Source organism: Rhodoferax fermentans, from assembly GCF_002017865.1.
Classification (GTDB): Bacteria; Pseudomonadota; Gammaproteobacteria; order Burkholderiales; family Burkholderiaceae_C; genus Rhodoferax; species Rhodoferax fermentans.
The window spans coordinates 3,279,591-3,302,840 of record NZ_MTJN01000002.1; the positions used below are offsets into that span (position 1 = coordinate 3,279,591).

The following is a 23,250-nucleotide window of genomic DNA, read 5'->3' on the forward strand; positions in this document are numbered from 1 at the left end:
CCTCACAGCGAATCAATCCTGCCGATCTAGCAACGGTGATCGCGAAAACACCTCATCCAGCGCCTCAATCAAAGCCACAGGCGGGCTCACATGCAGCAGGCCGCAGCCCGGCTGGTCGATGCCGCGCAGGAACAGGTACAGGGCGCCGCCCAGGTGCTGGGCGGGGTTGTAGTCGGGCAGGCGGCTTTTGAGCAGCCGGTGCAGCGCCAGCAGGTACAGCGCGGCTTGCACGTCGTAGCGGTGGTTCAGCATGGCCTGCTGCAAGGCCTCGGGCAGGTAGGCCGTCAGGCGGTTGGACTTGTAGTCGAGCACGTAGTAGCGCCCCTGGTGCAGCAGCACCAGGTCCATGAAGCCGGTCAACATGCCTTGTAACTGGCGGTGTTGCAAGGCTGGTCGGGGCTGGCCGGGCCAGATCTGGCGCGTAATCAAGGCATCCAGCTCCTCACTGGCCAGGTGGTGCACCGGCAGACTAAAGCCCATCTCGGGCCACATGTCCTGTACCTGGATGTCACTTAAATTGATAGCTGTCTGCCCTTGATTCATAAGGGATAGAGTCAGATTTGACTTCACAATCAAACGCACCCAGTCGTCCAGCAGTGCGCTGTGTGTGGGGCTCAGGTGGTGGCGCTGGCTTAAGCGTGCCAGCAGGGTTTGCCATGGCTGAGTCAGCTGGGACGGGTAAGCGTCTGTGGCCTTGGCAGCAGGCCAGTCGTGCACCGCCTGCCACTCCAGCAGGTCGTGCAACAAGGTGCCGTAACGGCTGCCCGCCGGGAAGTCGTTGAAGCGGGGAACCTCACTCAGCAAGTCGACCCCTGTTGGGTTCGCGATGCCTTGGTCCTCGTCGAGCAGCAAACTGTCTGTCTGGGCGTCCAGCAGGCGTTCATCACGTTCGCTGGGCAGCATGGCAGACGCGCCGTGCGCCAAGTCGCGGGTGAGTGCGCTGAAACTGGCAGTCCACCAGCGGTTGTAGATCAGGCGCTGCGGTACCCGTGCGCTCTGGGGTGTTTTGACCTCCAGCACCGGCTGGTAAACGGCGTCATCGGGTTCGGGCGCGGTCAGCACCGCAATGTCAGCGCTCGCCCAGGCTTGCAATTTGTCCCACAGGTCGTCCGGCGCGCTGCGGCCCAGCAGGCAAGAGACCGCACTTTTGACCTGGGGCGATTTGCCATCCACGTCCCCTTTGACCTGGGCCACGCCGAGCCAGAGCGCCTGTTTGGCACGCGTGAGCGCCACATACAGCAGGCGGATGTCTTCACTGAGGCGCTCAGCATCATCGCGGCCACTGTCCTTGTCTTCGGCGCGGTAGAGCGAGATGAAGGGCAAAAACACCAGCGGGTACTCCAGCCCTTTGGATTTGTGCAGCGTCACCACCTGCACCAGGTTGGCGTCGCTCTCCAGCCGCAGTTGCGCGGCCTCACCACTGGCTTGCGGGCGGCGCAGCTGCTCTTCCAGGTAACGGATCAAAGCACCCTCCCCTTGCACCTGCAGGCTGGCCGCTTGCAACAGCTCACCCAGATGTAACAGGTTGGTCAGCGCACGTTCACCCTGCGCCGGGTCTTGTAACAGGCGTTGGGCCAGACCCTGGTCGTGCAACAAGCGGTACAACATCGGCAAAAAGCCCTGGCTGCGCCAGACACGTTGCCATTGCAGAAACTGCTCCACCAGGGCGTCCCAGGCCGCCTCATCAGCCAGCAGCGCGTCCAGTTGCGCCCAGCCCAGCGACCAGGTGGGGGTGGCCAAGGCGGCACGCACCAGCCGGTTGGAACCCGGACTGGCCACCGCACGTAACAAGCGCCACAAGTCCTTGGCCTGCTGGCTGTCAAACACACTGTTGCGCTCGGACAGGTACACACTGCGCACACCACGCTGCGTCAGCGCCTGGCGAATCGCGTCGGCCTCGCTCCAGTTGCGCACCAACACGGCCATGTCACCACTCTGCGCGGCGCCACCTTGCAACAGCGCCACCATCTGGCTGGCAAACACCGCTGCCATCTGGCTCAGAAAATCGTCCTTGGTCGGGGTTTTGGCAAAAGGCAGGTGCCAAACCGTCATTGCCACCTGCGGTTGGCCTGACACCTGGAGCGGCTGGATGTGGGGGTTGCGGGCGTCCACCTTCACAAAAGGTACGCTGCCGAAGGGCTGCTGCGCTTGGCAAAACACCCGGTTCACCGCGGCCACGACACCCATCGTGGAGCGGAAATTGCCCGGCAGGTTGTAGATGCCCTGGGCTTGCTCACGCGCGAGCAGGTAGGTGGCCAGGTCGGCACCGCGAAAGCTGTAGATAGCCTGTTTGGGGTCACCAATCATGATCAGGCCGGTGTCCTGTGACTTCCGTTCATCTTCAGAAGAAATCGGGCTGTAGCCCTCATCTTGATTCGGCATATCGCTATAAATTTTGCGCAAGCTGCCAAACTGCCAGGGGTCGGTGTCCTGGAACTCATCGACCAGCGCCACCGGGTACTGGGCGCGAATGGCCGCTGCCAGCCGACCGTCAGGCGCTTGCAGCGCGTGGTAGAGGTTCTGCAGCAGGTCAGAAAAGTCAAACTGCGCGGCCTGGGCTTTGGCGCGCTGGTAACTCCGTTGCACCTCTTGCGCGGCATGCTGCAGCAAATCCGTCACCACATCGGGCTCGGTGCTCAGGTGGTCGGCCAGGGTTTCCAATTTGGCAAACACCGGCCACTGGTCAGCTGCGGCCCAGCCTTTGGCCACCAGGGTACGGGTGGTGAAACGCTCCAGCGTGGTTGTGTCAATCTCGCCGCCCTGCACCCAATCGGACATCTGGGCCACCCAGCCGCCCAGCCAGTCTGGGCGGTAGTTCTTGAGCGTCTTGGCAGCAGCGACATCACTCACGGCCTGAGCAACTTCGGGCGTCCAGGCTAAACGCGCCGGGCTTTCCAGTTCCACACGGTGCTGTTGCCAAGCCGCCCAGCGCGCCAGCAACACATCGGGAGGTGTGGGCGCGGAAACACCGGTCTGCGGGGCGCGATCGGCATCACGCCACAAGGCCTTGAGTTTGTCGAGCAGCGCCTGCGGGGTGTCACCCACGGCCTTGAGTGCGGCCAGGGTCTGGGTATCCAGCGCGTAAAACCAGCGGCGCCAATAGTCTTGGGTGGCCACAAGCTGCAGGCGTTCACCGTCCTCGACCCGGTTCTGGGTGAACAGGCTGGCGCTGTCAAACGCATGGGTTTTGAGCATACGGCTGCTCCAGCCGTGGATGGTGAAAATGGCCGCGTCGTCCATCCACTGCGCCGCCATGTCGAGCCGCTGGGCGCACACCGGCCAGTGTTCGGGCGCGATGCTTGCGCGCAAATCTTGCAAAAAGCCGTCCACCTTGGTCTCATCACCGGTCAGGAAAAACCGGGCAGACAGCGCCAGCCGCTCGCGGATGCGTTCACGTAATTCGGCGGTGGCGGCTTCAGTGAAGGTCATCACCAGGATTTGTGGCGGGTACAGGCCCACACCGGGCTGGTCTGAGTCAGCGGTGTGGCCCAGCACCAGTCGCACATACAGCGCGGCCAGTGTCCAGGTTTTGCCGGTGCCCGCTGATGCCTCAATTAGCTGCAGGCCATGCAGCGGCAGGGTCAGCGGGTTGAGGGTGTGTGTCACCGGCGATGTGGTGCTGGGGATGCTGCTCATGCGGCCACCCCCGTGCTCACTTCGGCCTGGGCCAGCAGATCACCATAGAGCTGCTGCGCCCAGTGCGGCAGTGCTTCCGCCAGGTCGTCATAACTTACAAAAGCGCGCTGCAGGTAGGCTGACTCGGCGCGTTCACCGCCGCGCTGGCCGCCTTCAAAAGCGTCGCGGGTGGCCTCATGCGGGTCTTTGGTCACTTTGCCTGCGGCCAGCAGCGCCTGGTTTTGGCGCTCGGCCAGCAGGTAAGCCCAGGCGGTTTTGCAGGCGACTGGCAGCGGCTGTGCCCAGGCTTGGGTATAGGCTTGCCCCAGGTCGCCCAGTGTGGCCAAGGCCGCGTCAGACGACAGCGGGCGAAACACCACCTGGCCGTCGACCCCCAGCTGCACGCTGGTGATCTGCAACCCACTGGCACAGGCCACCAAATGCCGCAGCCACAGGCCCACCAACACATGGTGGCGCGCGGCCAGATTGGCGCCCCGACCCTGCAACACCGCGCCGGTGCGTTCGGCCAGTTGCAGACAAGGTGCCTCCCCGCCCTGCCCCTGCGACCACAGGCCGTTGAGCGTGCCGATCAGGGTCTGGCCCAAAGGCAAGCTCAGCTCAATCGGAACCGCCGCCATCACCACCGGGTAAGCCTGGAGCCAAGTGGCGCGGGACAGCAGCACGGTCTGCGCCTTGTCCATCAGCTCAGCCGCCACCCGGTTGCCAAAGCCAGCCAGCGGCAACTGGCCAGCGGCGTAGAGGCTGCGCAAGGCTAAAGCGCTGCCATCGGCTTGTAACAGCGCGGCACCAGCCTGGTACTGCTGCAGGTGGTTCAGGGCAAACGGTTCGTCTTCTTGCTCCAGCTCGTCCAGTTCGTCAAACTCCACCTGCAGCCGCTGGCGAAAAAACACCTCGACCGGCTGGCGCAGCAGGCGTTGTAAATCGGCCAGCGTCAATGCGCTGGGGACCGCACTGCCCGTTGCTGCTTCAGTCACTTCACTCTTCATAGCAATCTGCCCTTTATTTATAAGGGCTAGAGGCCGAATCTTTTCCCAATCGGCGTCAAAGGTCTCAAAGCCTGAACCCTGCTCAAAGTAGGCCTCAGAAAACGGTTGCAGCGGCTGCGCCTGCGGCACCCGTTCAGGCGACCAACTGGCATTGACCACATCGAGCAACTGAGCCACCAGCACCGAGGGCGGCCGGCTGCTGTTGTCGGCCGCGCTGTGGCCCTGCCAGCTGATGTAGAGCCGGTGGCGCGCTGAGAGCAGCGCCTCCAGAAACAGGTAACGGTCGTCCTCGCGGCGCGAGCGGTCACCGGCGCGCCAGCTGCTGGCCATCAAATCGAAATCGCGCGCGGCCTGCACACGCGGGTAGGCGCCGTCGTTCATGCCCAAGAGGCCAATCACCTTGAACGGGATGGCGCGCATCGGCATCAAGGTGCCAAACTGCACACCACCACCAAAAAAGCGCTGCTGCAGACCCGCCTCGGTGATGTTGGCCAGCCAGTGTTCACGCACCACCTCCAGCGGCAGGGGGGTGTCCAGCGCCGCGTCCTCACAGGCTTGTTGCCAGTCGGCCAGGGGCGTGAGCAAGCGCTCGATGGCGCGCTCGTCCGCGTCGTCAGCCGGGGCAAAAAAGCGCTCGACCAGGGCTTGCAAAAGTTGACCCCACTGCGCGGGCGTGTGTTCCAGCTGCAAGATGGGCAGCGTCTGTTCAATGGCATCCAGCCAGTCCAGCAGGCCGGCTGCCAGCGGTGCGTCCAGGCCACTCAGTGCAGGCTGCGCCAAGGTGTCGCACCAGATCGCGCCGCTGGCCGCGTCTTGCTCTGGCTGCGCCCCACTGCTGCCCAAGGCGTAACCCAGCAGCAGGCGGCGCAGGCCAAAGGCCCAGGTGTTTTGCGCCAAACCCTGTGCGCCCGCAGGCAGACCCCAGGCCAGGCGGTGATTGGCGTCCAGCCCCCAGCGCACACCGGCGGTGGCCAGCCACTGCTGCACCTGGCGCACTGCAGCTTCGTCCAGGCCAAAACGCTCACGCACTGCGGCCACCTCAAACAGGCCCAGCCAATCGGCCAGCGAAAGGCGGCTGGTGGGCAAATTCAGCAACTGCTCCAGCGCCTGCACCAGCGGGCTCAAACGGGGGGTGCTGTCGGCCACCGAATACGGGATGTAACGCGGCTGGCCGGGTGTGAAGCGGCCAAACACCGCGTGGATGTGCGGCGCAAAAGCGGCCATGTCGGGCACCATCACCATCACCTCACGCGGCTGCAAAGCGGTGTCAGCCTCCAGCCAGGCCAGCAGCTGGTCGTGCAAGACTTCGAGCTCACGCTGGGCGCTGTGGCTGGTGACAAACAGCAGCGAGCCGTCGTCCGGCTGGGCCTGAGGCTCGGTGGGTGGTGGTGTCAGGTTAAAGATGGCCGACTGCAGCTGCGCCAGTTGGGTGGCGGGTGTTTCCCTGTCAGCCGGGTCCATAAACACATCAACCCGGCTCCAGTGCGCGCGGTAAGACTCGGGCTCGTCAAAGCCGTCGAGCAAATGCAAATAGTCACGCCCCTGTTTGCCCCAGGAGGCCAGCATCGGCTGCGCGCTAGCGGCAGGCAACGCGGTGCTGTTGACCTGTTGCGGCTTGCCCAACTGCCTGCGGCGCACCTGGGCGCGCAGGGCAGCGTGGCCCTCGACCACATCACCCCAGAAATACTGACACGGGTTTTGCACCAGCAGCATCACCTGGCACACCTGCCCCAGCGCTGCCAGCGCTTGCACCGCCTGCATCGGCAGGGAAGAAATACCAAACACCATCAAGCGGCGCGGCACACCGGGCGGGCGCTGACCGCTGTTCCCGCTGCTGACCCACTGCGTCAGCGCCGCCAAAAAACGTTCGTGCACACTGGCGCGAGAGGCTTCCATCAACTCCGGCCCCACATCAGCGCGGATGTCGCGCCACAGCAGGGCCTGCCAGGTATGTTCGGGCGGCAGCGGCTGTGCCTTGTCCAACGGCCCGCGCAACTTGTCCAGGCCATCGGCCCAGTCGGCCAGCCAGTCGGCACGGTAACTTTGGTAGGCGTCCAGCACGTCGGCCAGTTGTTCGGCCAGCTGGTAGAGCTTGCGCGCCGGGTTGTCACCTGAGAGATAACGCTGCAAGGGTGCGTACACCGGGTTGGCAGAACACAGCGCGGGCAGCAGGCGCACCAGGCGCCAGAGCAGCGCGCTTTTGTCAAACGGCATGTGTTCGGGCACCGCGTCTGCCCCCAGCACAGCGCGGTACATCTGCCACAGGTAGCTGCTGGGCAGCTCCATGCGGGTGGCGGCACAAATGCCCAGGGCAGCGTCCTGGGCCAACGCCAGCTCCAGCCAATGTTTCATGCCGTTGCTTTGTAACAGGATGACCTCGGGCTCCAGGGGCGCCAGCGGGTGCGCCGCCACATAACTCACCAGCAGGTCGCGCAGGTCTTCCAGCCGGTTGCCGTGCAAGACCATGAAGCCGCGTGGGCTGCTGGGGTCGGAGGCTGGGTTGGCGGGAGGGTTCACATCAGGATTCAACATGTTGGCGATACGGTCGGGTGGCGACAACGAGTGTAGTGAGGTGGGCTGCTGGTTCACGCTCTTGGAGGCGCGAGTTTCTGTGTTTTGGAGCCTGGGTTCACGTGGGTTCATTGAACCTTTGGTTCGCGTGGCGCCAGGCGGGCGGCGGGCTTACCGTTCTCCGGCCCCCTCGCGGGAGACCGTCTAGGTTAGTTGGTCAAATGAGTGTCGCCCCTGGTGGTGGTGCGCCACCTATCTCATCACGCGAATGGGTTCTGCGACCGGCAAGCCCACCACCCGCCTTCTGTGGGTTGGGAAGCAACGCAGGGGAGCTTCAGGCTGATAGCGGAATCCCAACCAAACAAACTGAATGCCTCAGAACAGACATTTATTGCTCGGAATCCGACTTGCATACGCCGTGACGTGTGCGATGCTTAGAGATAGCTTGCTTACAACTTCACTCGAATAGTTCTTCTAATGCTGCAAGCGCTAGCACACTTAAATGACTGCGATGAACTAGTATTTCCGCTTGACTAATGCGACACCTGCCGCCGTGTCGACAGATACCTTGTCGTTTTCAATTCGAACACGACTAATACTTTCTGGCTGGACGTATTCATTGCAACTCACCCCATAGACACATTCGTCTCTGTCACTGAATTTAGCCAATGGCCGCAGTGTTATACGGTCATACAAATAAACATCCGATCCCAACTTACTTGACCTTGATGGGGTAGACCAAACAAATATGAGCCCAACGTAGCTTTTCGAACATAGTGCAGCAAAATTGTGGTATCGATCGAGAATTACGTACCTTCCGTCCAAGTTATCGAAGGAATCAGGGCTCTTAAAGTAAGTGCGCTTTTCTTCGCACGGTATAGCCGCTTCCTCAGCCAGTTTCATTTGCGTCTTATTTTTACCAATGTTTCTTGAAGCAGGTGAAATTTCAGAAGGTACAACAACGGGATTCAACGCGATCTTCAATGCGTCGTAGTAGCCCCTGGACAGACCGCTCCATTCGATTGAGTCTGATGTTGGAAAAACGTGCGTCCTATTATTTTTTGCGACTATTAATCGCAAATGTTGCTCATAGAGGGCTGTATTGCTAGCTCTATTCAGAATCCTGATGACTGCGCCTTCGGGAGTTCTCTTAACCTGCAAAGCAATATTTTTGGGCTTCACTGTGGACCGTACGGTCAACGTTGGCATATCGGCCAATTCAAACTTCTGCCAGTCGTAGCCAAAACGCTCATAACTCAAAAGTTCGGGGACTCGAATCGACACATAGGGCGTGACATCAGACCGTAGCGATCCGTCAATTTCAACTGCAACAGAGTCACCTGCATCGACAACTGGACCCGTTGGCCAAACAAACGGGATGCCATAGAAGTCCGCGACGCTAAACGCCATAGATTTCGGTAGATAAATCTCTCGCTCTTGATCGTTCGCGTTTTTCCATTGGTACATGCGATACGCGCCAATCGCAATCAACAATGATGCAAAAAGAACGGGCACAATTTTGAGCGTTGATTCCGGCAGAATCCCTGAGCGAATTCCGGTTGCGGCGGCAAGAACTCCAATGGAAATCACCCACAGAATCGCCCCCCAACCCCAACTAACCACTGACGCTGTTTCCATAGTGGCTTCACTAAGAATCGGACCTTCAAATAGTGGAATGGTTGCCGTCAGTGCAACCATAGCAATGGTCGTAGCGATGGGAGTGGAGTCAGATTTCTTTAGCAGCCTGAATGCAACGATTGTGAAAAAGATATTGGCGTAGACAGCCCATCCGTTCACCATCCAACCAAGCAGGACGCCAGAAAATAAGATATGAACGCCGTACCAAGGTTCTGCCCGATAGGCAGCAGAAAAACCTGGCAGCGTCAAAGAAATGATCCAGAGACTGATTGCAGTTTTGGTCAATATTGTCGAAGCGTGGGTACTCTTTGACTCGTCCATTTTTCCTCCCTGATACGCTCAAATGGTAATCCCAACTTAGAACCTATTGCAGAGGCACCGAGTTAAGGGGCTGACATATTGGGAATCCGTTGCACTTTCGTGTGCTGACGCATGACTGGCTCAACCGCATTAGTATTGTCGCCAAGCAGTCATAGACGGATGACCGCTCCCGCTGCATTGGCGACCTACTGAATTTGTTTCCCCGGTTCGAGTCCCAATAGACGCTCGCCAGCAGGGGATGGGTCGGGGTGGCGGCCGATTTCTGCGCATTTGGCAGTATGAGGCCGCCGCCCCTACCCATCTCCTGCCAACCAGTAGCGCAGCCTTTCAGTAACCCACCAGCGCAATGGCATGGTCAGCCCCGGCGGGGTTTGTGATGATCAGAGGCGTTTCTTCCGAGGATGTTGGCGAAAATGGCCTCTAGCCCTTTTTTCTTAAGGGTTTGTAGCTATCGTTTGTGAAGTGATTGGTGTTTTGGGTGAGGGTGACGCCAGCCGGCAGGCAGGCCTGCCGTTCTCCGCCCCTCTTGCTCAGCCGAAAGCGATTGGCGCAGCCAGGTTGCGCATCAAGGCCACGACGCTCCAACCGGCAATGGCGCTGGTGCGGGAATAAGTGTCGACAACAACATGAACCTCTTCACCACGAACCTCAATGCGGTGATCGTCACCCAGAAAGCCCGGCACACTGTTGATACTGACCTGCGTGGCAGCCACACCTGCCGTGGCAAGCGCCGTGGCCACAGACACGTTGACCTTGGTCGGGAACAGGCCGATTGCGTCACGGGCATTGCCCGAGAACACCTCGCTTGGCGCGCTGGCCGTCAGCAACTCCTCATTGAAGATGGGCGTACCGCGCAGTGACGCAGGCCCTTTTTCGGTGCGGATACCGGCGTCAATGGCACTCATCAGCGCGGCAGTGCGCAGCACGTCGAAGCCACCGATCGCACCCGACGCAAGGTGCACCCGCCGTCCCGTTGTGCGCGCAAGCGTTTCGATTTGAGAGAGAAAGTCTGCGTCGGCGAAGGCGCCGATGGACAGCACAATCAGGTTGGCTCCTGCGCTTAACGTGGGTTGGGCAATGTCACGCAGCAAACCGGGTGACGCCGCCTCCACCACATAGTCAGGTCGCAGCGCGAGCAACTCGTCGAGGGTTGCGCAAGGCTGGCAGGCGTTCTTGTCGGCCAGTGCTGCTGTGGATGCCGCGTTGCGACCAAAACAACCGACCAGTTCATAGTCCGCCAGCAACCCCTGCCGCCAGGCGTCCGCCACGATGTTGCCGAGAAAACCGCAACCGGCGATGGCAAACTTCAATTTGTGCATGTTTTTATCCTCTGTTTTTTTGAGGTGACGATTTTCACATTCAGGTGGTGACACCCGTGACGCGGCACAAATCGCACCCCATGGCTCGCCAGCAGCCCTTTTAAAATAAGGGCTTATTGCTATGAAACTTGGATAGTCTATGTCCGTTCCCACGCCGCTTGTCACCGTCCCCTGCAGCCCGCAAAACACGCTCCTGCGGGTGGACGGGCTGGCGTTTTCTTACCCGCAGCGTGTGCTGTTTGACGGCTGGTCGGCCTGTATTGGCCCGGGTGTGATGCTGGTGCTGGGGGGTGAGAGCAGCGGCAAAACCAGCTTGTTGCGCCTGCTGGCCGGTGACCTGGCGGCGCAGGCGGGCAGCTTGCAGATCAAGGGGGTGTCTTTGCAGGCGCAGCCTTTGGCTTACCGGCAGCAGGTGTTCTGGATCGACCCGCGCACGGAAGCTTTTGACGCCATCAGCGTCAACCAGTTTTTCGGCCAGCAGCGCGCCAAGTGGCCGGGCTTTATTCCCGCCGAGGCACCAGCCTGGGGTGAGTTGCTGGCGGGCTTGTCGCTGGTTGAGCATCTGGACAAGCCGCTGTACATGTTGTCCACCGGCAGCAAACGCAAGGTCTGGCTGGCGGCGGCGTTTGCGGCGGGGGCTGCGGTGACTTTGCTGGATGACCCGCTGGCAGCGCTGGACCGGGCCTCGATTCGTTATGTGTTGCAGCAGTTGGTGGTTGCTTCACAGCAAGCTGATCGCGCTCTGGTGCTGGCGCAGTACGAAGCCCCGGCGGGTGTGGCCCTGGCGCGGGTGATTGACCTGGGCGACTGACGCTGGTTAGCAAGCTGCTGCACGGGGGCTGCATTGCTGGCCCACACAGAGCAGCGCTTACTGGTTGAGCTTGCCGCTGTTGTCTGGCATCAGCTCGCGGCGGATGTCGTCCAGGATGTCGTGCCATTCCGGCTCGTCCATCTTCAAGAGGCCAAAACAACGCAAAAAGAAGGCGCCTTCGGTGGCCAGAAACGCAATGCGCGCCCGGCGGCCCTGCGGGGTGGAGAGGTCCGCCAAGTCCAGGCGGCCGCGGTACCAGTCATTGGACTTCTGGCGCTGATCGGCGGTGCTCAACAGCACGGTCAGCAGCCCGGCGGCACGGTGGGCTTCGGCCTCGTCGATGTCGCGGGTGAGGTCGATGTGAGCCCCCAGCGCCTGCAGCGGGCTGGGTGTGGGGCCAACCTTGGCCGTCAGCTCGCTGTCGTATTCACCGACCCAGCGCGCAAAGAGTGCGTCCATCAGCTGGTCTTTGGTGCCAAAAATGGCCTGCACGCCGCCTTTGGACACCCCGGCGGCTAGGGCCAAGGCCCCCAAGGTGAGCCGCGCCACACCCTCATGGCGGGCGATGTCTTCGGCCATGTCAAGCAAGCGTTCACGGTCAATAACCCGCGGTCTACCCATGGTTGGAGCTTTCTAATTAAAATACGGTCATATTTTAATTGTGTGGTGGTGGTGATGTCTTCTTCTTACGCCAAGCGCTGGATCATATTGGCGATCCTCTCAAGCGCCTTGTTCCTCATCGTGACGGACATGACGGTGCTCTACACCGCCTTGCCGACCCTGACCCAGGCCCTGGGCGCTACCGCGTCGCAGAAGTTGTGGATCGTGAACACCTACGCGCTGGTCGCCGCAGGCCTGTTGCTGGGTGCCGGTACGCTGGGCGACAGGCTGGGCCACAAGCGTCTGTTTGTCAGCGGGCTGGTCGTGTTTGGCCTGGCATCGTTGCTGGCGGCTTTTTCGCCCACGCCCGAGGTGCTGATCCTGGCGCGCGCCCTGTTGGCGGTGGGCGCTGCCTTGATGATGCCGTCCACACTGTCCATCGTTCGCCTGATTTTCACGGACGAGCAAGAGCGTGCTGTGGCCATTGGGGTGTGGGCCTCGGTGGCTTCTGGCGGTGCCGCATTTGGCCCGGTGCTGGGCGGCTTTTTGCTAGAGCATTTCTGGTGGGGCTCGGTGTTTTTGATCAACGTGCCGATTGTGTTGGTGGCTTTGGTGCTGGCCTGGCTGCTGATTCCCCGCATGGCGGGGGATGCCTCCCGGCATTGGGACGGTGTGGGGTCACTCCAGGTGATGGTGGGTTTGATTGCTCTGGCCTATGCCATCAAGTCCATGGGGCTGCAGGCGTCGTCGTGGTCAGAGGTGGGCTTGGCCACCGCGCTGGGCGTGGCTTGTCTGGTGGTGTTCACACGCCGGCAGCGTCGTTTGGCCCAGCCCATGCTGGACTTCGCGATTTTTCGCACGCCCGGGTTTTTGGCCTCGGTCTTGGCGGCCGTGGTGGCTGCGGCGACCCTGATGGGGCTGCAACTGGTGCTGAGCCAGCGCCTGCAGTTGGTGCAGGCCATGTCACCCCTGCAAACCAGTTTGTTCATGCTGCCTTTGCCACTGGCTTCCCTGGTGGTGGGGCCGCTGGCAGGGGCTTGCCTGCACCGTGTTGGCGCCATGCGTATGCTGATCGGGTCTTTGTTGTTGGCGGCCGTGGGCATCGGCGGTTTGCTGCTCTGGCGTGATGCCAGCACCTGGGTGCAAGGCAGCTGTCTGGTGGTGTTGGGCCTGGGCGTAGGGGCGGTGATCAGTGCCGCCTCCACCACCTTGATGAACAGCATTGCCGAACAACAGGCGGGCATGGCGGCCTCGGTGGAGGAGGTGTCCTACGAGTTGGGCGGTGCCTTGGGTGTCACGGTGGTGGGCAGTGTGATGTCTGCGGTGTATGGCAGCCACATGGCGGCGCAGGCCGGGTTGTCGCCGGACGCGCAGGTGGCAGACAGCCTGGAGGCCGCAGTACGTGTGGCCCAAACGCTGCCCGGGTCTGCCCAGGCCAGCCTGGTGGCGGTGGCCCATGCCGCGTTTGAATCGGCCTACGCAGCCAGTCTGGGGCTGTTGGTGGCTCTGTTGGTGGCCGTGGCCGCCTGGGTGTACTGGAAGAACGGTGTGGGTGCCGCCAGCGCAGCACAGGTGCGGGAATGTTAGGCGCTACGGCATCTGACAGCGACCCTCTGACGCAGTCAACGCCAAGCCCTTGGAAATGGCGCTTTGGTCTGATTTATGGTGGCCAGGCCTTGTCGCTGATGGGGTCGGCGCTGACGCAGTTTGTGTTGTTGTGGTGGATCACAGACACCACGGGTGACATGTCTTCCCTGGCGTTTGCCGGCATGGTGGCGCTGCTGCCGCAGGCACTGCTGAGCCCCTTGGCCGACCGCTACAGCCGCCGCGTCCTGATGATCGCGGCAGATGCTGTGAGCGCGCTGTGTATGCTGGTGTTGATGCTGCTGTTTGTCACAGAACAGGTGGCGCTGTGGCATGTCTACGTCATGATGGGTATTCGCAGTGCGATGCAGGCGTTTCAGATGCCTGCCGCCGAGGCCAGTGTGGCCATGCTGGTGCCCACCAGCTTTTTGCCACGCGCCGCTGGCTTGAACCAAACCCTGCAAAGCCTGACCATGGTGGCCGCAGCTCCGCTGGGGGCGCTGGCCATCAGCGTTTTGCCGATGGGCTGGGCTTTGGGCATCGATGTCATCACCGCTTTGCTGGGCATCGTGCCGCTGCTGGTGCTGCGTATACCGCAGACTTTTGCGCGCCAGACGGGCAAACATGCGATGTGGGGCGAGTTTGTCGAAGGGGTGCACCTGGTGTGGCGCATTCCGGGCTTGCGCCGCCTCTATGGTTTGCTGGCGGCTGTGGTGCTGGTGGTGATGCCGACCTTCACCCTGGTGCCCTTGCTGGTGAAAACCCATTTTGGGGGCGGCGCGCCCGAGGTGGCCCTGATGGAGGGGCTGGAGGGCATCGGCATGATCCTGGGTGGCTTGTTGGTGACGGCTTTGGCGCCGCAGCGCAAAGTGCCTTGGGTTCTGGCTGGTTTGGCGGCCTCGTGTCTGTCCATGGCGCTGACCAGCCTGATGCCCAGCGGCTGGTTCCAGGCGGCGGTGGTTTGCTGGATCATCAGCGGGGTCACGTTTGCGCTGGGTAATGCGCCGCTGGTGGCGCTGTTGCAAACCAGCATTCCAAACTATCTGCAGGGCCGGGCGCTGTCCTTGCTCAACGCCGTCATGGGGCTGGCGGCGCCCGTGGGCTTGTTGTTCGGAATGCCACTGGGTGAATGGATTGGTGTGCGCTGGATGTTTGTGCTGCTTGGGCTGGTGGGGGCGGTTGTGGCGCTTCTTGGGTTCACCGCCAAGTCCATCCAGGCATTGGATGACGGCTTGTAAAACCCGTGCCCCAATTCCCGCCGCCCGCACCGGAATTGGGTGGGTGGGGCAGCATTGCGCACCAAGCGCGTGCAATTTTGTATGCAATCTGTGATTTGAACCGTACACAATCCTGGCACAGCTTTTGCTGATGTGTTTGGCATGAACGCCAAAACGCCTGTGACCCCCCGCGACGCCGTTGAACTGGTGGCGCTGACCAAAAGTTATGCCGCCGGTGCCAAACCCGCCGTGGATGGCATCAACCTGCGCATTGCCAGCGGCAGTTACTGCTGTTTACTGGGGCCCTCGGGTTGCGGCAAAAGCACCACGCTGCGCATGATTGCCGGGCACGAGTCGGTGACGGCGGGTGACATCCTGCTGGAAAACCGCAACATCACCGATTTGCCCGCCGCCGCGCGGGGCACCGCGATGATGTTCCAGAGTTTTGCGCTGTTCCCGCACCTGAGTGCGCTGGACAACGTGGCCTTCAGCCTCAAGATGAAAGGTGTGGACAAGGCCACGCGCCACAAACAGGCCGCAGATTTGCTCGAACGTGTGGCCATGGGCCACCTGAGCGCGCGCAAACCTGGTGAACTCTCAGGTGGCCAGCAGCAGCGTGTGGCGCTGGCACGGGCCTTGATCACCCAGCCGCGTGTGTTGTTGCTGGACGAGCCGCTGTCGGCGCTGGACCCGTTTTTGCGCATCCAGATGCGTGCCGAGTTGCGCCGCTGGCAAAAAGAGCTGGGCCTGACCTTCATCCACGTCACCCACTCGCAAGAAGAGGCCATGGCCCTGGCCGACACCATGGTGGTGATGAACCACGGTGTGATCGAACAGATGGGCAGCCCGCATGAGATCTACAACCGCCCGGTCAGTGAATTTGTGGCGCGTTTTATGGGTGGCCACAACGTGCTGGCCACGCCCACGGGCAAGATCAGTGTGCGCACCGACCACATGCAGCTGGCCCCCGATGTACCCGGCCTGGCGGATGGCGCGGGCAACCAGCGTGCGGTGATCACCGACATCGAGTACCAGGGCACCTATGTGCTGGTGGGCCTGCAACACCCCGGCGAGGACCGCTCTGCCAGTGCCACCGCCGAGATCTCGGTGATGGTGCCCGAGGCTGCTTTTGCGGCGCGCCCGTTCCAGCTGGGTGAGAGTGTGCAGCTCCACTGGTCACCCGAAGCCGCCCACGTGCTGGCCCATTAACCCCCAACCGTTCTTCTCCCCCCCACCACTTCGCAAGAAGATTTTTCAGCCCTCCAGGAGTTTTTGCCATGACTGACATCACCAAAACCATCACCGACATCGCCAGCGGTGTTGCCACCGGGGCGTTGAACGCTTCTGTGCCACGCCGCAGCCTGCTCAAAGGCACGGCCGGCATTCTGGCCGCCGGCATGTTCCCGGCTGTGCACTCGGCCGAGCCGATCGTGCTGCGTTACCTGGGCACCGCCGTGAACCAGGACAAGGCCATTGGTGAAAAGTTTGAAAAAGACACCGGCATCAAGATCCAGTACGTGGCCGTGACCACCGACGACGTGACCAAACGCGCTGTGACCGCACCCAACAGCTTCGACTTGATCGACACCGAATACTTCTCTTTGAAGAAGATCGTGCCCACCGGCAACTTGAAGGGCATTGACGTCAAGCGCATCAAGAATGCCGACAAGATCACCACGCTGTTCACCACCGGCACCGTGGCTGGCAAGGCTGTGGGTGAGCAGGGCACCGCGCCCAAGAAGGTGATTTATTTGGAGGGTGAAAAGAGCAAGGTGTTCTCCAAAACACCAACCCAGTTCATGAGCCTGATCCCCACCGTGTACAACGCCGACACGCTGGGCATTCGCCCCGACCTGATCAAGCGCCCGATCAACTCCTGGGCCGAGTTGTTGAACCCCGAATTCAAGGGCAAAGCCGCCATCCTGAACATCCCGTCCATCGGCATCATGGACGCCGCCATGGTGGTCGAAGCCATGGGCATCTACAAGTACCCCGACAAGGGCAACATGACCAAGAAGGAAATTGACCTGACCATCAAGACCCTGATCGAGGCGAAGAAGGCCGGCCAGTTCCGCAGCCTGTGGAAAGACTTCAACGAATCCGTGAATTTGATGGCTTCTGGTGAGGTGGTGATCCAGTCGATGTGGTCACCCGCCGTGACCGCTGTGCGCACCAAGGGCATTGCCTGCAACTTCCAGCCTTTGAAAGAAGGTTACCGCGCCTGGGCTGCCGGGTTTGGTCTGCCCGCCACCTTGTCTGGCCGCAAGCTCGACGGTGCTTATGAGTTCATCAACTGGTTCCTCGACGGCTGGGCCGGTGCTTACCTGAACCGCCAGGGCTATTACAGCGCCGTGCTCGACACCGCCAAGTCCAAGATGGAAGCCTACGAGTGGGCCTACTGGATGGAGGGCAAGGCCGCCACCCAAGACATCAAGAGCCCCAACGGCGACGTGTTGGCCAAGGCCGGTGCGGTGCGCGACGGCGGCAGCTACGAAGCGCGTATGGGTGGCATCGCCTGCTGGAATGCGGTGATGGACGAGAACAACTACATGGTTCAGAAATGGAATGAGTTCGTCGCGGCCTGACCTTGACCGCTCCCTCTCCCGCCTGCGGGAGAGGGCAGGGGTGAGGGCAGGTGGTGCAGCCATCGGTTAGGTATTTATTTGATAGCTATATCCCCTTGCAAATAAAGGGCTAGAAGCCAATTTCTCTTATACAAGCTGCTAGATCAGATGAGCGCCACAGCCCCTCACCCCATCCCTCTCCCCCAAGGGGCGAGGGTGCAAGACATGAAACACACACCATGAGCACATCCCCCACAACCCTCCCAGCCTCTACCCAGGCACCCGGTCGCAGCATTGCGGCCTGGTGGCAGGCGATGCCGCTTTCCCTGGTGTTTGTGCTGTTTTTCCTGATTCCGCTGGCGCTGATTGGCATGGTCAGCTTCTGGGACTTCAATGAATACGAGCTGTTGCCTGACTTCACCTTCAAAAACTATGTGTCGGTGTTTGACGGCTGCAGCAACATGGACGAGATGTGTGTCACCTTCAAGACCTATCTGTCCACCTTCAAATTCAGTTTTCTGGTCTGGCTGATCACGCTGGTGATTGGTTTCACCGTGTCTTACTTTTTGGCGTTTTATGTGCGCTCCAGCGGGGTGCAGACGCTGCTGTTTGTGTTGTGCACCATCCCGTTTTGGACCAGCAATGTGATTCGCATGATCTCGTGGGTGCCGCTGCTGGGGCGCAACGGGCTGGTGAACCAGAGCCTGCAGGGCATTGGGCTGATCAACACGCCCATCGAGTGGTTGTTGTTCTCGGATTTTTCGGTGGTGCTGGCCTTTGTGCACCTGTACACCATGTTCATGATCGTGCCGATTTTCAACAGCATGATGCGCATCGACCGCAGCCTGATCGAGGCCGCCAACGACAGCGGCGCCAGTGCCTGGCAAACGCTGTGGAATGTGATCGTGCCGCTGAGCCGCACCGGCATCATCATCGGCTCGATTTTTGTCATCACCATCGTCATGGGCGACTTTGTGACGATTGGGGTCATGGGCGGCCAGCAGATCGCGTCGATTGGCAAGATCATCCAGGTGCAAACCTCTTACCTGCAGTTTCCGCTGGCAGCGGCCAATGCGGTGATCCTGCTTAGCATTGTGCTGATGATCATTTGGGCGCTGACCCGACTCGTTGATATTCGCAAGGAGCTGTGAGCATGAACAAAGACCAACGCTCCGCAGGCTTCTGGTTGCTGGCTGCTTTTTTTGCCGCCTTTGTGTTTTTCCTCTATGGCCCGATGCTGGTCATTGTGGTGCTCAGTTTTCAGGGGCCAGAAGGTGGGCTGACCTTTCCGCTGCGGGGTTTCTCCTTGCACTGGTTCGGCAAGCTGGCCGAGGGCCTGGGCGTGGTCGACATTGGTGCCGCGCTCAAACGCTCGCTGGCGTTGGGTGCGGCGGTGATGGCACTCACGGTCTTGTTCTCGGTGCTGGCCGGGCTGGCGTTTCGCAAAAAGCTAGCCGGTGGCAACACCTTGTTTTATGTGGTGGTGGCCAGCTTGATCATGCCCTCGATCATTGTGTCGCTGGGCATCGGGCTGGAGTTCCGATTGATTGACTCGGGCCTGAAATGGCTGCTCGAAGCCTTGGGCATGACCAGCACGCTTGAAGAATACGGCAGCTCGCTGGGTCTGTTCACCTCGGCCCTCGGTGCGCACCTGACCTGGACGCTGCCGTTTGGCCTGCTGATCATGTTTGCGGTGTTCAACCGTTTTAACCCGGCCTATGAAGAAGCCGCGCGCGACCTGGGCGCCACCCCTTGGCAAGGGTTCAGGCATGTGGTGCTGCCGCTGATTGCGCCGTCCATCGTGGGCATTGGCATGTTTGGTTTCACCCTGAGCTGGGACGAGATTGCCCGCACCTCACAAGCCATTGGGGACGTCAACACCTTGCCACTCGAATTACAGGGCTTGACCACCACTGTGACCACCCCATCGATTTACGCCCTGGGCACCGTCACCACCGTCATATCATTGCTGGTGATGGCCCTGGCGATTGGCCTGGCCTGGTGGCTCAAGCAAAGACAAAACAAGGGTTGAGAATGAGTGAGTTAGCCGCGCCGCTGTCCGATGCCGAGATGTACGAGCGGGTGATTTCGGCCATCCTGGACCACAAGCTGCCACCTGGCACCAAGCTGGTGGAAGACAAGCTGGCCAGCGCGTTTGGCGTGTCGCGCACACGCATCCGCCCGGTGCTGGTGCGCCTGGCCAACGAGCAGGTGGTCACCCTCACACCCAACCGGGGCGCCACCATTGCCCAGCCCACAGAACAAGAGGCGCGTGAGGTGTTTGAGGTGCGCCGCCTGATTGAGCCGTCCTTGGTGGAGCGTTTTATCGCTCAGGCCACCGATGCCGACATGGCGCAGCTCAAACAATGTATTGACGACGAAGAAGCCGCCCGCCAGGCCGGTGACATGCGCCGCGCCATCCGCCTGTCGGGTGAATTCCACTCGCTGATTGCCGAGGGCGCCAAACACGACACGCTGGCGCGCATCCTGCGCGAGTTAACTTCACGCACCTCGCTGGTGCTCATGACTTACAGCCCGGCGCACGAGTTTGAGCGTATGGACGCCACCTCGTGCGGCTGCAACGAACACCGCGCCTTGCTCGACGCGATCCGCCTGCGTGATACCAAGGAAGCCGCCAAACGTATGCGTGAACACCTGGCCCGGCTCGAAGCCCAGCTGCAGTTCAACGCCGCAGACGACACCCCGCCCGATCTCAACGCGCTGTTTGGCGCACCGGCCTAACTCCCCATGCGTCAACTCCTGGTCATCAACCCCAACACCTCGGCCAACGTCACCACGCTGTTGCAGCAGCATGTGCAAAGCGCCGTCGGCTCCCATGTGACCGTACGCTCGGTCACCGCACGTTTTGGCGCGCCCTATATTTCGGATGAGGCCAGCTACGCGGTGGCAGCCCATGCCGCACTCGACGCCTGGGCTGCTGCACTGACGGCGCCCGAGGGGCGGCCCGACGCGGTGTTGATCGGCTGTTTTGGCGACCCCGGATTACAAGCCCTGCGCGAAAGCAGCCCGGTGCCAGTCACCGGCCTGGCCGAAGCAGCATTCATCGAGGCCGCGCGCCATGGCCGGTTTGCGGTGGTCACCGGAGGTGAACGCTGGGCGCCGATCCTGCAACGGCTGGCGCAGTCGCTGGGCCACGCCCAGGCGCTGGCCGGTATCCACACCGTGGCACCCACCGGCGCCCAACTGGCCGCCGACCCGGTGGCCGCGCGCCAGCTGCTGACCGAGGCTTGCCTCAACGCGGTGCGCCAACTCGGTGTGCAAACCGTGATCCTGGGCGGCGCCGGCCTGGCTGGCATGGCCGCGCAGATCCAGCCCTTTGTGAATGTGCCGATTGTGGACAGCGTGATTGCCGGCGCCACCTGGGCGCTGCGCAACTCACCCTTGCCACCGCAGCGGGCCACGCCCGGTTTTGATGTGCCTTGGGTGGGTCTGTCGCCCGAACTGATGCAGTTGGGTTTGCGTTGAAGTCTTAGCGTCAAATTGGCTTCTGGCCCTTTTAAATCAAGGGCTGGTAGCTATGGTTATTGAAATGGTTTAGGCCGTTGTTGGGTGTCACGCCAGGTGGGTAAAGGCTGGAGGCGGCCAAACGCATCATGACGCAGCAACTACTTGACATGCAGGTTCAGCGTCCGAATTGAGGCGGTTTGCCGTTGGACCTCACCTGTTAGACCGCAGTGCGGGGGATGATGAACACATCACGTTCCTTCCCGTCGGGAAAGCCCTGCCGCCTCGCTTTCTGGCCACCCAGGCTCAGTACCAGTGCCCGGGCTTGGGTGTTCTGGTCGTTCATGTACGTCTCGACCGCTGACCAGCCCAGAACCTCGTATGCGTGATGTACTGCGGCCAACGATGCCTCCTTGGCAAAGCCATGACCTCTGTACTGCGGCAGGAGCCACCAAGTGAGTTCGCGTGGCCAGTCTCTCCCTTGCCAGAAGCCGCAGGTTCCTAGGAACTCACCATCCGACTTCTCCTGCATTGCCCAGACACCGAAGCCTTGCAAGTACCAGGAACCCAGGTCGGATGAGAGTCGCGTCCAAGCCGCGGCGGCCGTGATGGGGCCGCCGTACATTCGCGAAGCCTCGGCGTCCGTATAGAACAACTCGTAGGCTTTCGCACATGCCAGGCTTGGCGGCACAAGGCGTAGCCTGGGTGTTTCGAGTGTTTGAATCACGTTGGCCTCCTGCTTCGCATGTCTGCGGTCCAACAATTGAATTCAATGGGCACCAAAGGCTGTCCGCTGGAACGATGGCGTATACATCGACAGCATGGCTTTCCCCCTGGTGTTCAGTCGATATTCTGGCCAATGCGCCACAGAACACCCGACGGATCGTAGAGGCAGAAGTCGCGCATGCCCCACGGCTGATCTTCCAGCGCTGTCACACGGCCCCCGTACTTCTCAAGCACGCCACTGTGTTGGACCTGCTCCCACCACGCCTGCACATCCGCGACCAGGATGTGCATCATGAAATTCTCGGCAAACGACTCCGCGCAGAAGTCCTGAAGCAGGAAACTGACCTGGCCAAAATGAAAGTAGGCGATGCCGCCACCTTCAGAGGCCATCGTGAATCCAAGATCTTTGTAGAACTGTTTGGACAGCTCGAAATCCTTGGATGGAACGAACGCTTTGATTTCTGTGATTGTGAGGTTTGACATCTCGGGCTCCAGGCTACAAGGCCGAACTTGGATGTGTCCCGCAGATGTGTGGGGCAAGCAAGCAGCCGGTTTAATGAAGTGTGTTGTTGTTCACAACAAAAATAGTGGCTACTCCCGTCTTGCGTTCTGTTGAGCTGCTTGCCCAGCGCCGCAAGCGTATTGGCTGTCTGCACTATAGCCTAGCCGCCGAGTTCAAAAGGCTTGCCTCTGTACCTCAAATCGGCCTGTCGCCCTTGTGGAATAAGGGCGGGCAGCTATGGTTAATGGTGTTCTTTTGAGCCCTTGTTTTGTGTGACGCCAGGCGGGCGGCGGGGTTACCGTTCTCCGGCCCCCTCGCGGGAGACGGCTTGGGTTGGCTGCAAGCTGGGGTGTTGCTGCTGAGGGTGGTGCGCCGCTTGTCTCATCACGCGAATGGGTTCTGCGCCCGGTAACCCCGTCCCCCGCCTTCAACGGTTTTAAGAAGTTTTGATGGCAGGCTGGTTAAGGCTGTAAGCGGTCAGATGAATCGCTCCCAAGCAGTCGCTCACAATGCAGGTTTAATAATGGGATGGACTCCCCCGTTTTTTGTACGACCTTCCGCCTTCTCGATTTCTAGTGCCTCTGCGTGAAGATGAGGGAGGCTCTCTACAAGCCACTTCTTTACAGGCTTTGCCTGCTCAAAGCACTCGTGGTACTCCTGAAAGTACGCTCCATCAACTGGGCCAATTGACGCGCGGTAAAAGTAGCTGACTGTCGCCGCAAACCAGTGCCATAGCTCAAGGTGCTTGGAGCAGTAGTCGACCACGAAGAAGAGTTCGGGTTTTCCGATCAACCCGAGGACAAACTCGTTGCCTTCACCAAGCATGCGATGCGGTATGAGGCTGCGGTTTGGATGTGCTGCCTCTGAGAAGAACTTGTAGAGTTCGCGCATCTCTGCCTCGGGCTCGCCCATCGGGTGTGCGCCAAGTGCCCTACGAACCTCTGCGTTTCCAATTTGCTTTCCTGCCTGCCATTTCGTTGCCCATTTCGGGTCGACAGCACAGAGATGTAGAAGCGACAGTGATTCGTAGGCGCGCCGTGCCAAGGGAAAGGCAACAGATAGATTCCCACCCAAAATGAGTGGTCGCGCCTCGTAGAGAAAGTCGAACACGTCGGCGAGCAAATCTCGAATCACTCTGTCCTGTTCATCCTTGGGTGGTACATGACCCAAGAAGCTGACCAAGCGTGCGACGAGCCGAGCGTATCGGTCCGTGCTCTCGATGTACGGTCCTAACATGCCCGCGATCTCGCGCTGGCGCGTAGCGGCGAACTCCGGCAACTGATCGAACAGTGAGTGTGCTTCAGCGACAGAGTAGGGCATGGTGGCTTTGGTGACGCCTAACGAATCGAGCTAAGCGGGCCAGGCGGCCT

General features: G+C 60.7%; 17 protein-coding genes. 9 read left to right on the forward strand and 8 right to left on the reverse strand.

The features are described from left to right. Positions 1-12: 12 nt before the first annotated feature. From recB to RF819_RS15305, 4 genes are all read right to left on the reverse strand, one after another. Entirely contained in the window at positions 13-3,636 is a 3,624-nt protein-coding gene (recB, locus tag RF819_RS15290) for an exodeoxyribonuclease V subunit beta (protein WP_078365782.1), read from the reverse strand. Beyond that, the gene (recC, locus tag RF819_RS15295; RefSeq protein ID WP_158081298.1) at positions 3,633-7,139 is read right to left on the reverse strand and encodes an exodeoxyribonuclease V subunit gamma; all 3,507 of its coding nucleotides are present in this window, start codon (positions 7,137-7,139) and stop codon (positions 3,633-3,635) included. Before recC ends, recB begins: the two co-directional genes overlap by 4 nt. 510 nt (positions 7,140-7,649) lie before the next feature. Beyond that, positions 7,650-9,092 (reverse strand): acyltransferase, encoded by a 1,443-nt coding sequence (locus RF819_RS15300; protein ID WP_143541727.1) that lies wholly within the window; start codon positions 9,090-9,092, stop codon positions 7,650-7,652. 530 nt (positions 9,093-9,622) lie between these two features. Continuing rightward, a complete protein-coding gene (locus tag RF819_RS15305; RefSeq protein ID WP_078366979.1) occupies positions 9,623-10,411 on the reverse strand; it encodes an aspartate dehydrogenase domain-containing protein in 789 nt (262 codons plus the stop codon). 139 nt (positions 10,412-10,550) lie between these two features. Between RF819_RS15305 and RF819_RS15310 the strand changes: the two genes are divergently transcribed. Then, positions 10,551-11,222 carry an ABC transporter ATP-binding protein gene (locus tag RF819_RS15310; RefSeq protein ID WP_078365785.1) on the forward strand — a complete coding sequence of 224 codons (672 nt, stop codon included), beginning with the start codon at positions 10,551-10,553 and terminating at the stop codon, positions 11,220-11,222. 57 nt (positions 11,223-11,279) lie between these two features. On the opposite strand, the gene RF819_RS15315 is transcribed toward RF819_RS15310, so the two are convergent. Continuing rightward, complete coding sequence (locus tag RF819_RS15315; protein WP_078365786.1) at positions 11,280-11,843, reverse strand: TetR/AcrR family transcriptional regulator; 564 nt, start codon at positions 11,841-11,843, stop codon at positions 11,280-11,282. A 54-nt stretch (positions 11,844-11,897) separates the two neighbouring features. Here RF819_RS15315 and RF819_RS15320 point away from each other — a divergent pair, with 54 nt between their 5' ends. From RF819_RS15320 to RF819_RS15355, 8 genes are all read left to right on the forward strand, one after another. After that, complete coding sequence (locus RF819_RS15320; protein ID WP_078366980.1) at positions 11,898-13,409, forward strand: MFS transporter; 1,512 nt, start codon at positions 11,898-11,900, stop codon at positions 13,407-13,409. Between the two features lie 98 nt (positions 13,410-13,507). Then, positions 13,508-14,644 carry an MFS transporter gene (locus tag RF819_RS15325; RefSeq protein WP_242473345.1) on the forward strand — a complete coding sequence of 379 codons (1,137 nt, stop codon included), beginning with the start codon at positions 13,508-13,510 and terminating at the stop codon, positions 14,642-14,644. A 141-nt stretch (positions 14,645-14,785) separates the two neighbouring features. Then, entirely contained in the window at positions 14,786-15,832 is a 1,047-nt protein-coding gene (locus tag RF819_RS15330; RefSeq protein WP_078365788.1) for an ABC transporter ATP-binding protein, read from the forward strand. A gap of 68 nt (positions 15,833-15,900) precedes the next feature. Next, positions 15,901-17,208 (forward strand): ABC transporter substrate-binding protein, encoded by a 1,308-nt coding sequence (locus tag RF819_RS15335; RefSeq protein WP_078365789.1) that lies wholly within the window; start codon positions 15,901-15,903, stop codon positions 17,206-17,208. Between the two features lie 218 nt (positions 17,209-17,426). Further along, the gene (locus RF819_RS15340; protein ID WP_078365790.1) at positions 17,427-18,338 is read left to right on the forward strand and encodes an ABC transporter permease; all 912 of its coding nucleotides are present in this window, start codon (positions 17,427-17,429) and stop codon (positions 18,336-18,338) included. Between the two features lie 2 nt (positions 18,339-18,340). Next, positions 18,341-19,219 carry an ABC transporter permease gene (locus tag RF819_RS15345; RefSeq protein WP_200224526.1) on the forward strand — a complete coding sequence of 293 codons (879 nt, stop codon included), beginning with the start codon at positions 18,341-18,343 and terminating at the stop codon, positions 19,217-19,219. Between the two features lie 2 nt (positions 19,220-19,221). Then, on the forward strand, positions 19,222-19,929 hold the full coding sequence (locus RF819_RS15350) for a GntR family transcriptional regulator (protein WP_078365792.1): 708 nt from the start codon (positions 19,222-19,224) through the stop codon (positions 19,927-19,929). A 6-nt stretch (positions 19,930-19,935) separates the two neighbouring features. Next, on the forward strand, positions 19,936-20,673 hold the full coding sequence (locus RF819_RS15355; RefSeq protein WP_078363101.1) for an aspartate/glutamate racemase family protein: 738 nt from the start codon (positions 19,936-19,938) through the stop codon (positions 20,671-20,673). Between the two features lie 199 nt (positions 20,674-20,872). Here RF819_RS15355 and RF819_RS15360 read toward each other — a convergent pair whose 3' ends face one another. The 3 genes from RF819_RS15360 to RF819_RS15370 form a co-directional block, all read right to left on the reverse strand. Next, the gene (locus RF819_RS15360; protein ID WP_078363104.1) at positions 20,873-21,379 is read right to left on the reverse strand and encodes a GNAT family N-acetyltransferase; all 507 of its coding nucleotides are present in this window, start codon (positions 21,377-21,379) and stop codon (positions 20,873-20,875) included. A 113-nt stretch (positions 21,380-21,492) separates the two neighbouring features. Further along, positions 21,493-21,861 (reverse strand): VOC family protein, encoded by a 369-nt coding sequence (locus tag RF819_RS15365; RefSeq protein ID WP_078363100.1) that lies wholly within the window; start codon positions 21,859-21,861, stop codon positions 21,493-21,495. 523 nt (positions 21,862-22,384) lie between these two features. Continuing rightward, on the reverse strand, positions 22,385-23,200 hold the full coding sequence (locus RF819_RS15370) for an arginase family protein (protein ID WP_078365793.1): 816 nt from the start codon (positions 23,198-23,200) through the stop codon (positions 22,385-22,387). Positions 23,201-23,250: the final 50 nt, after the last annotated feature.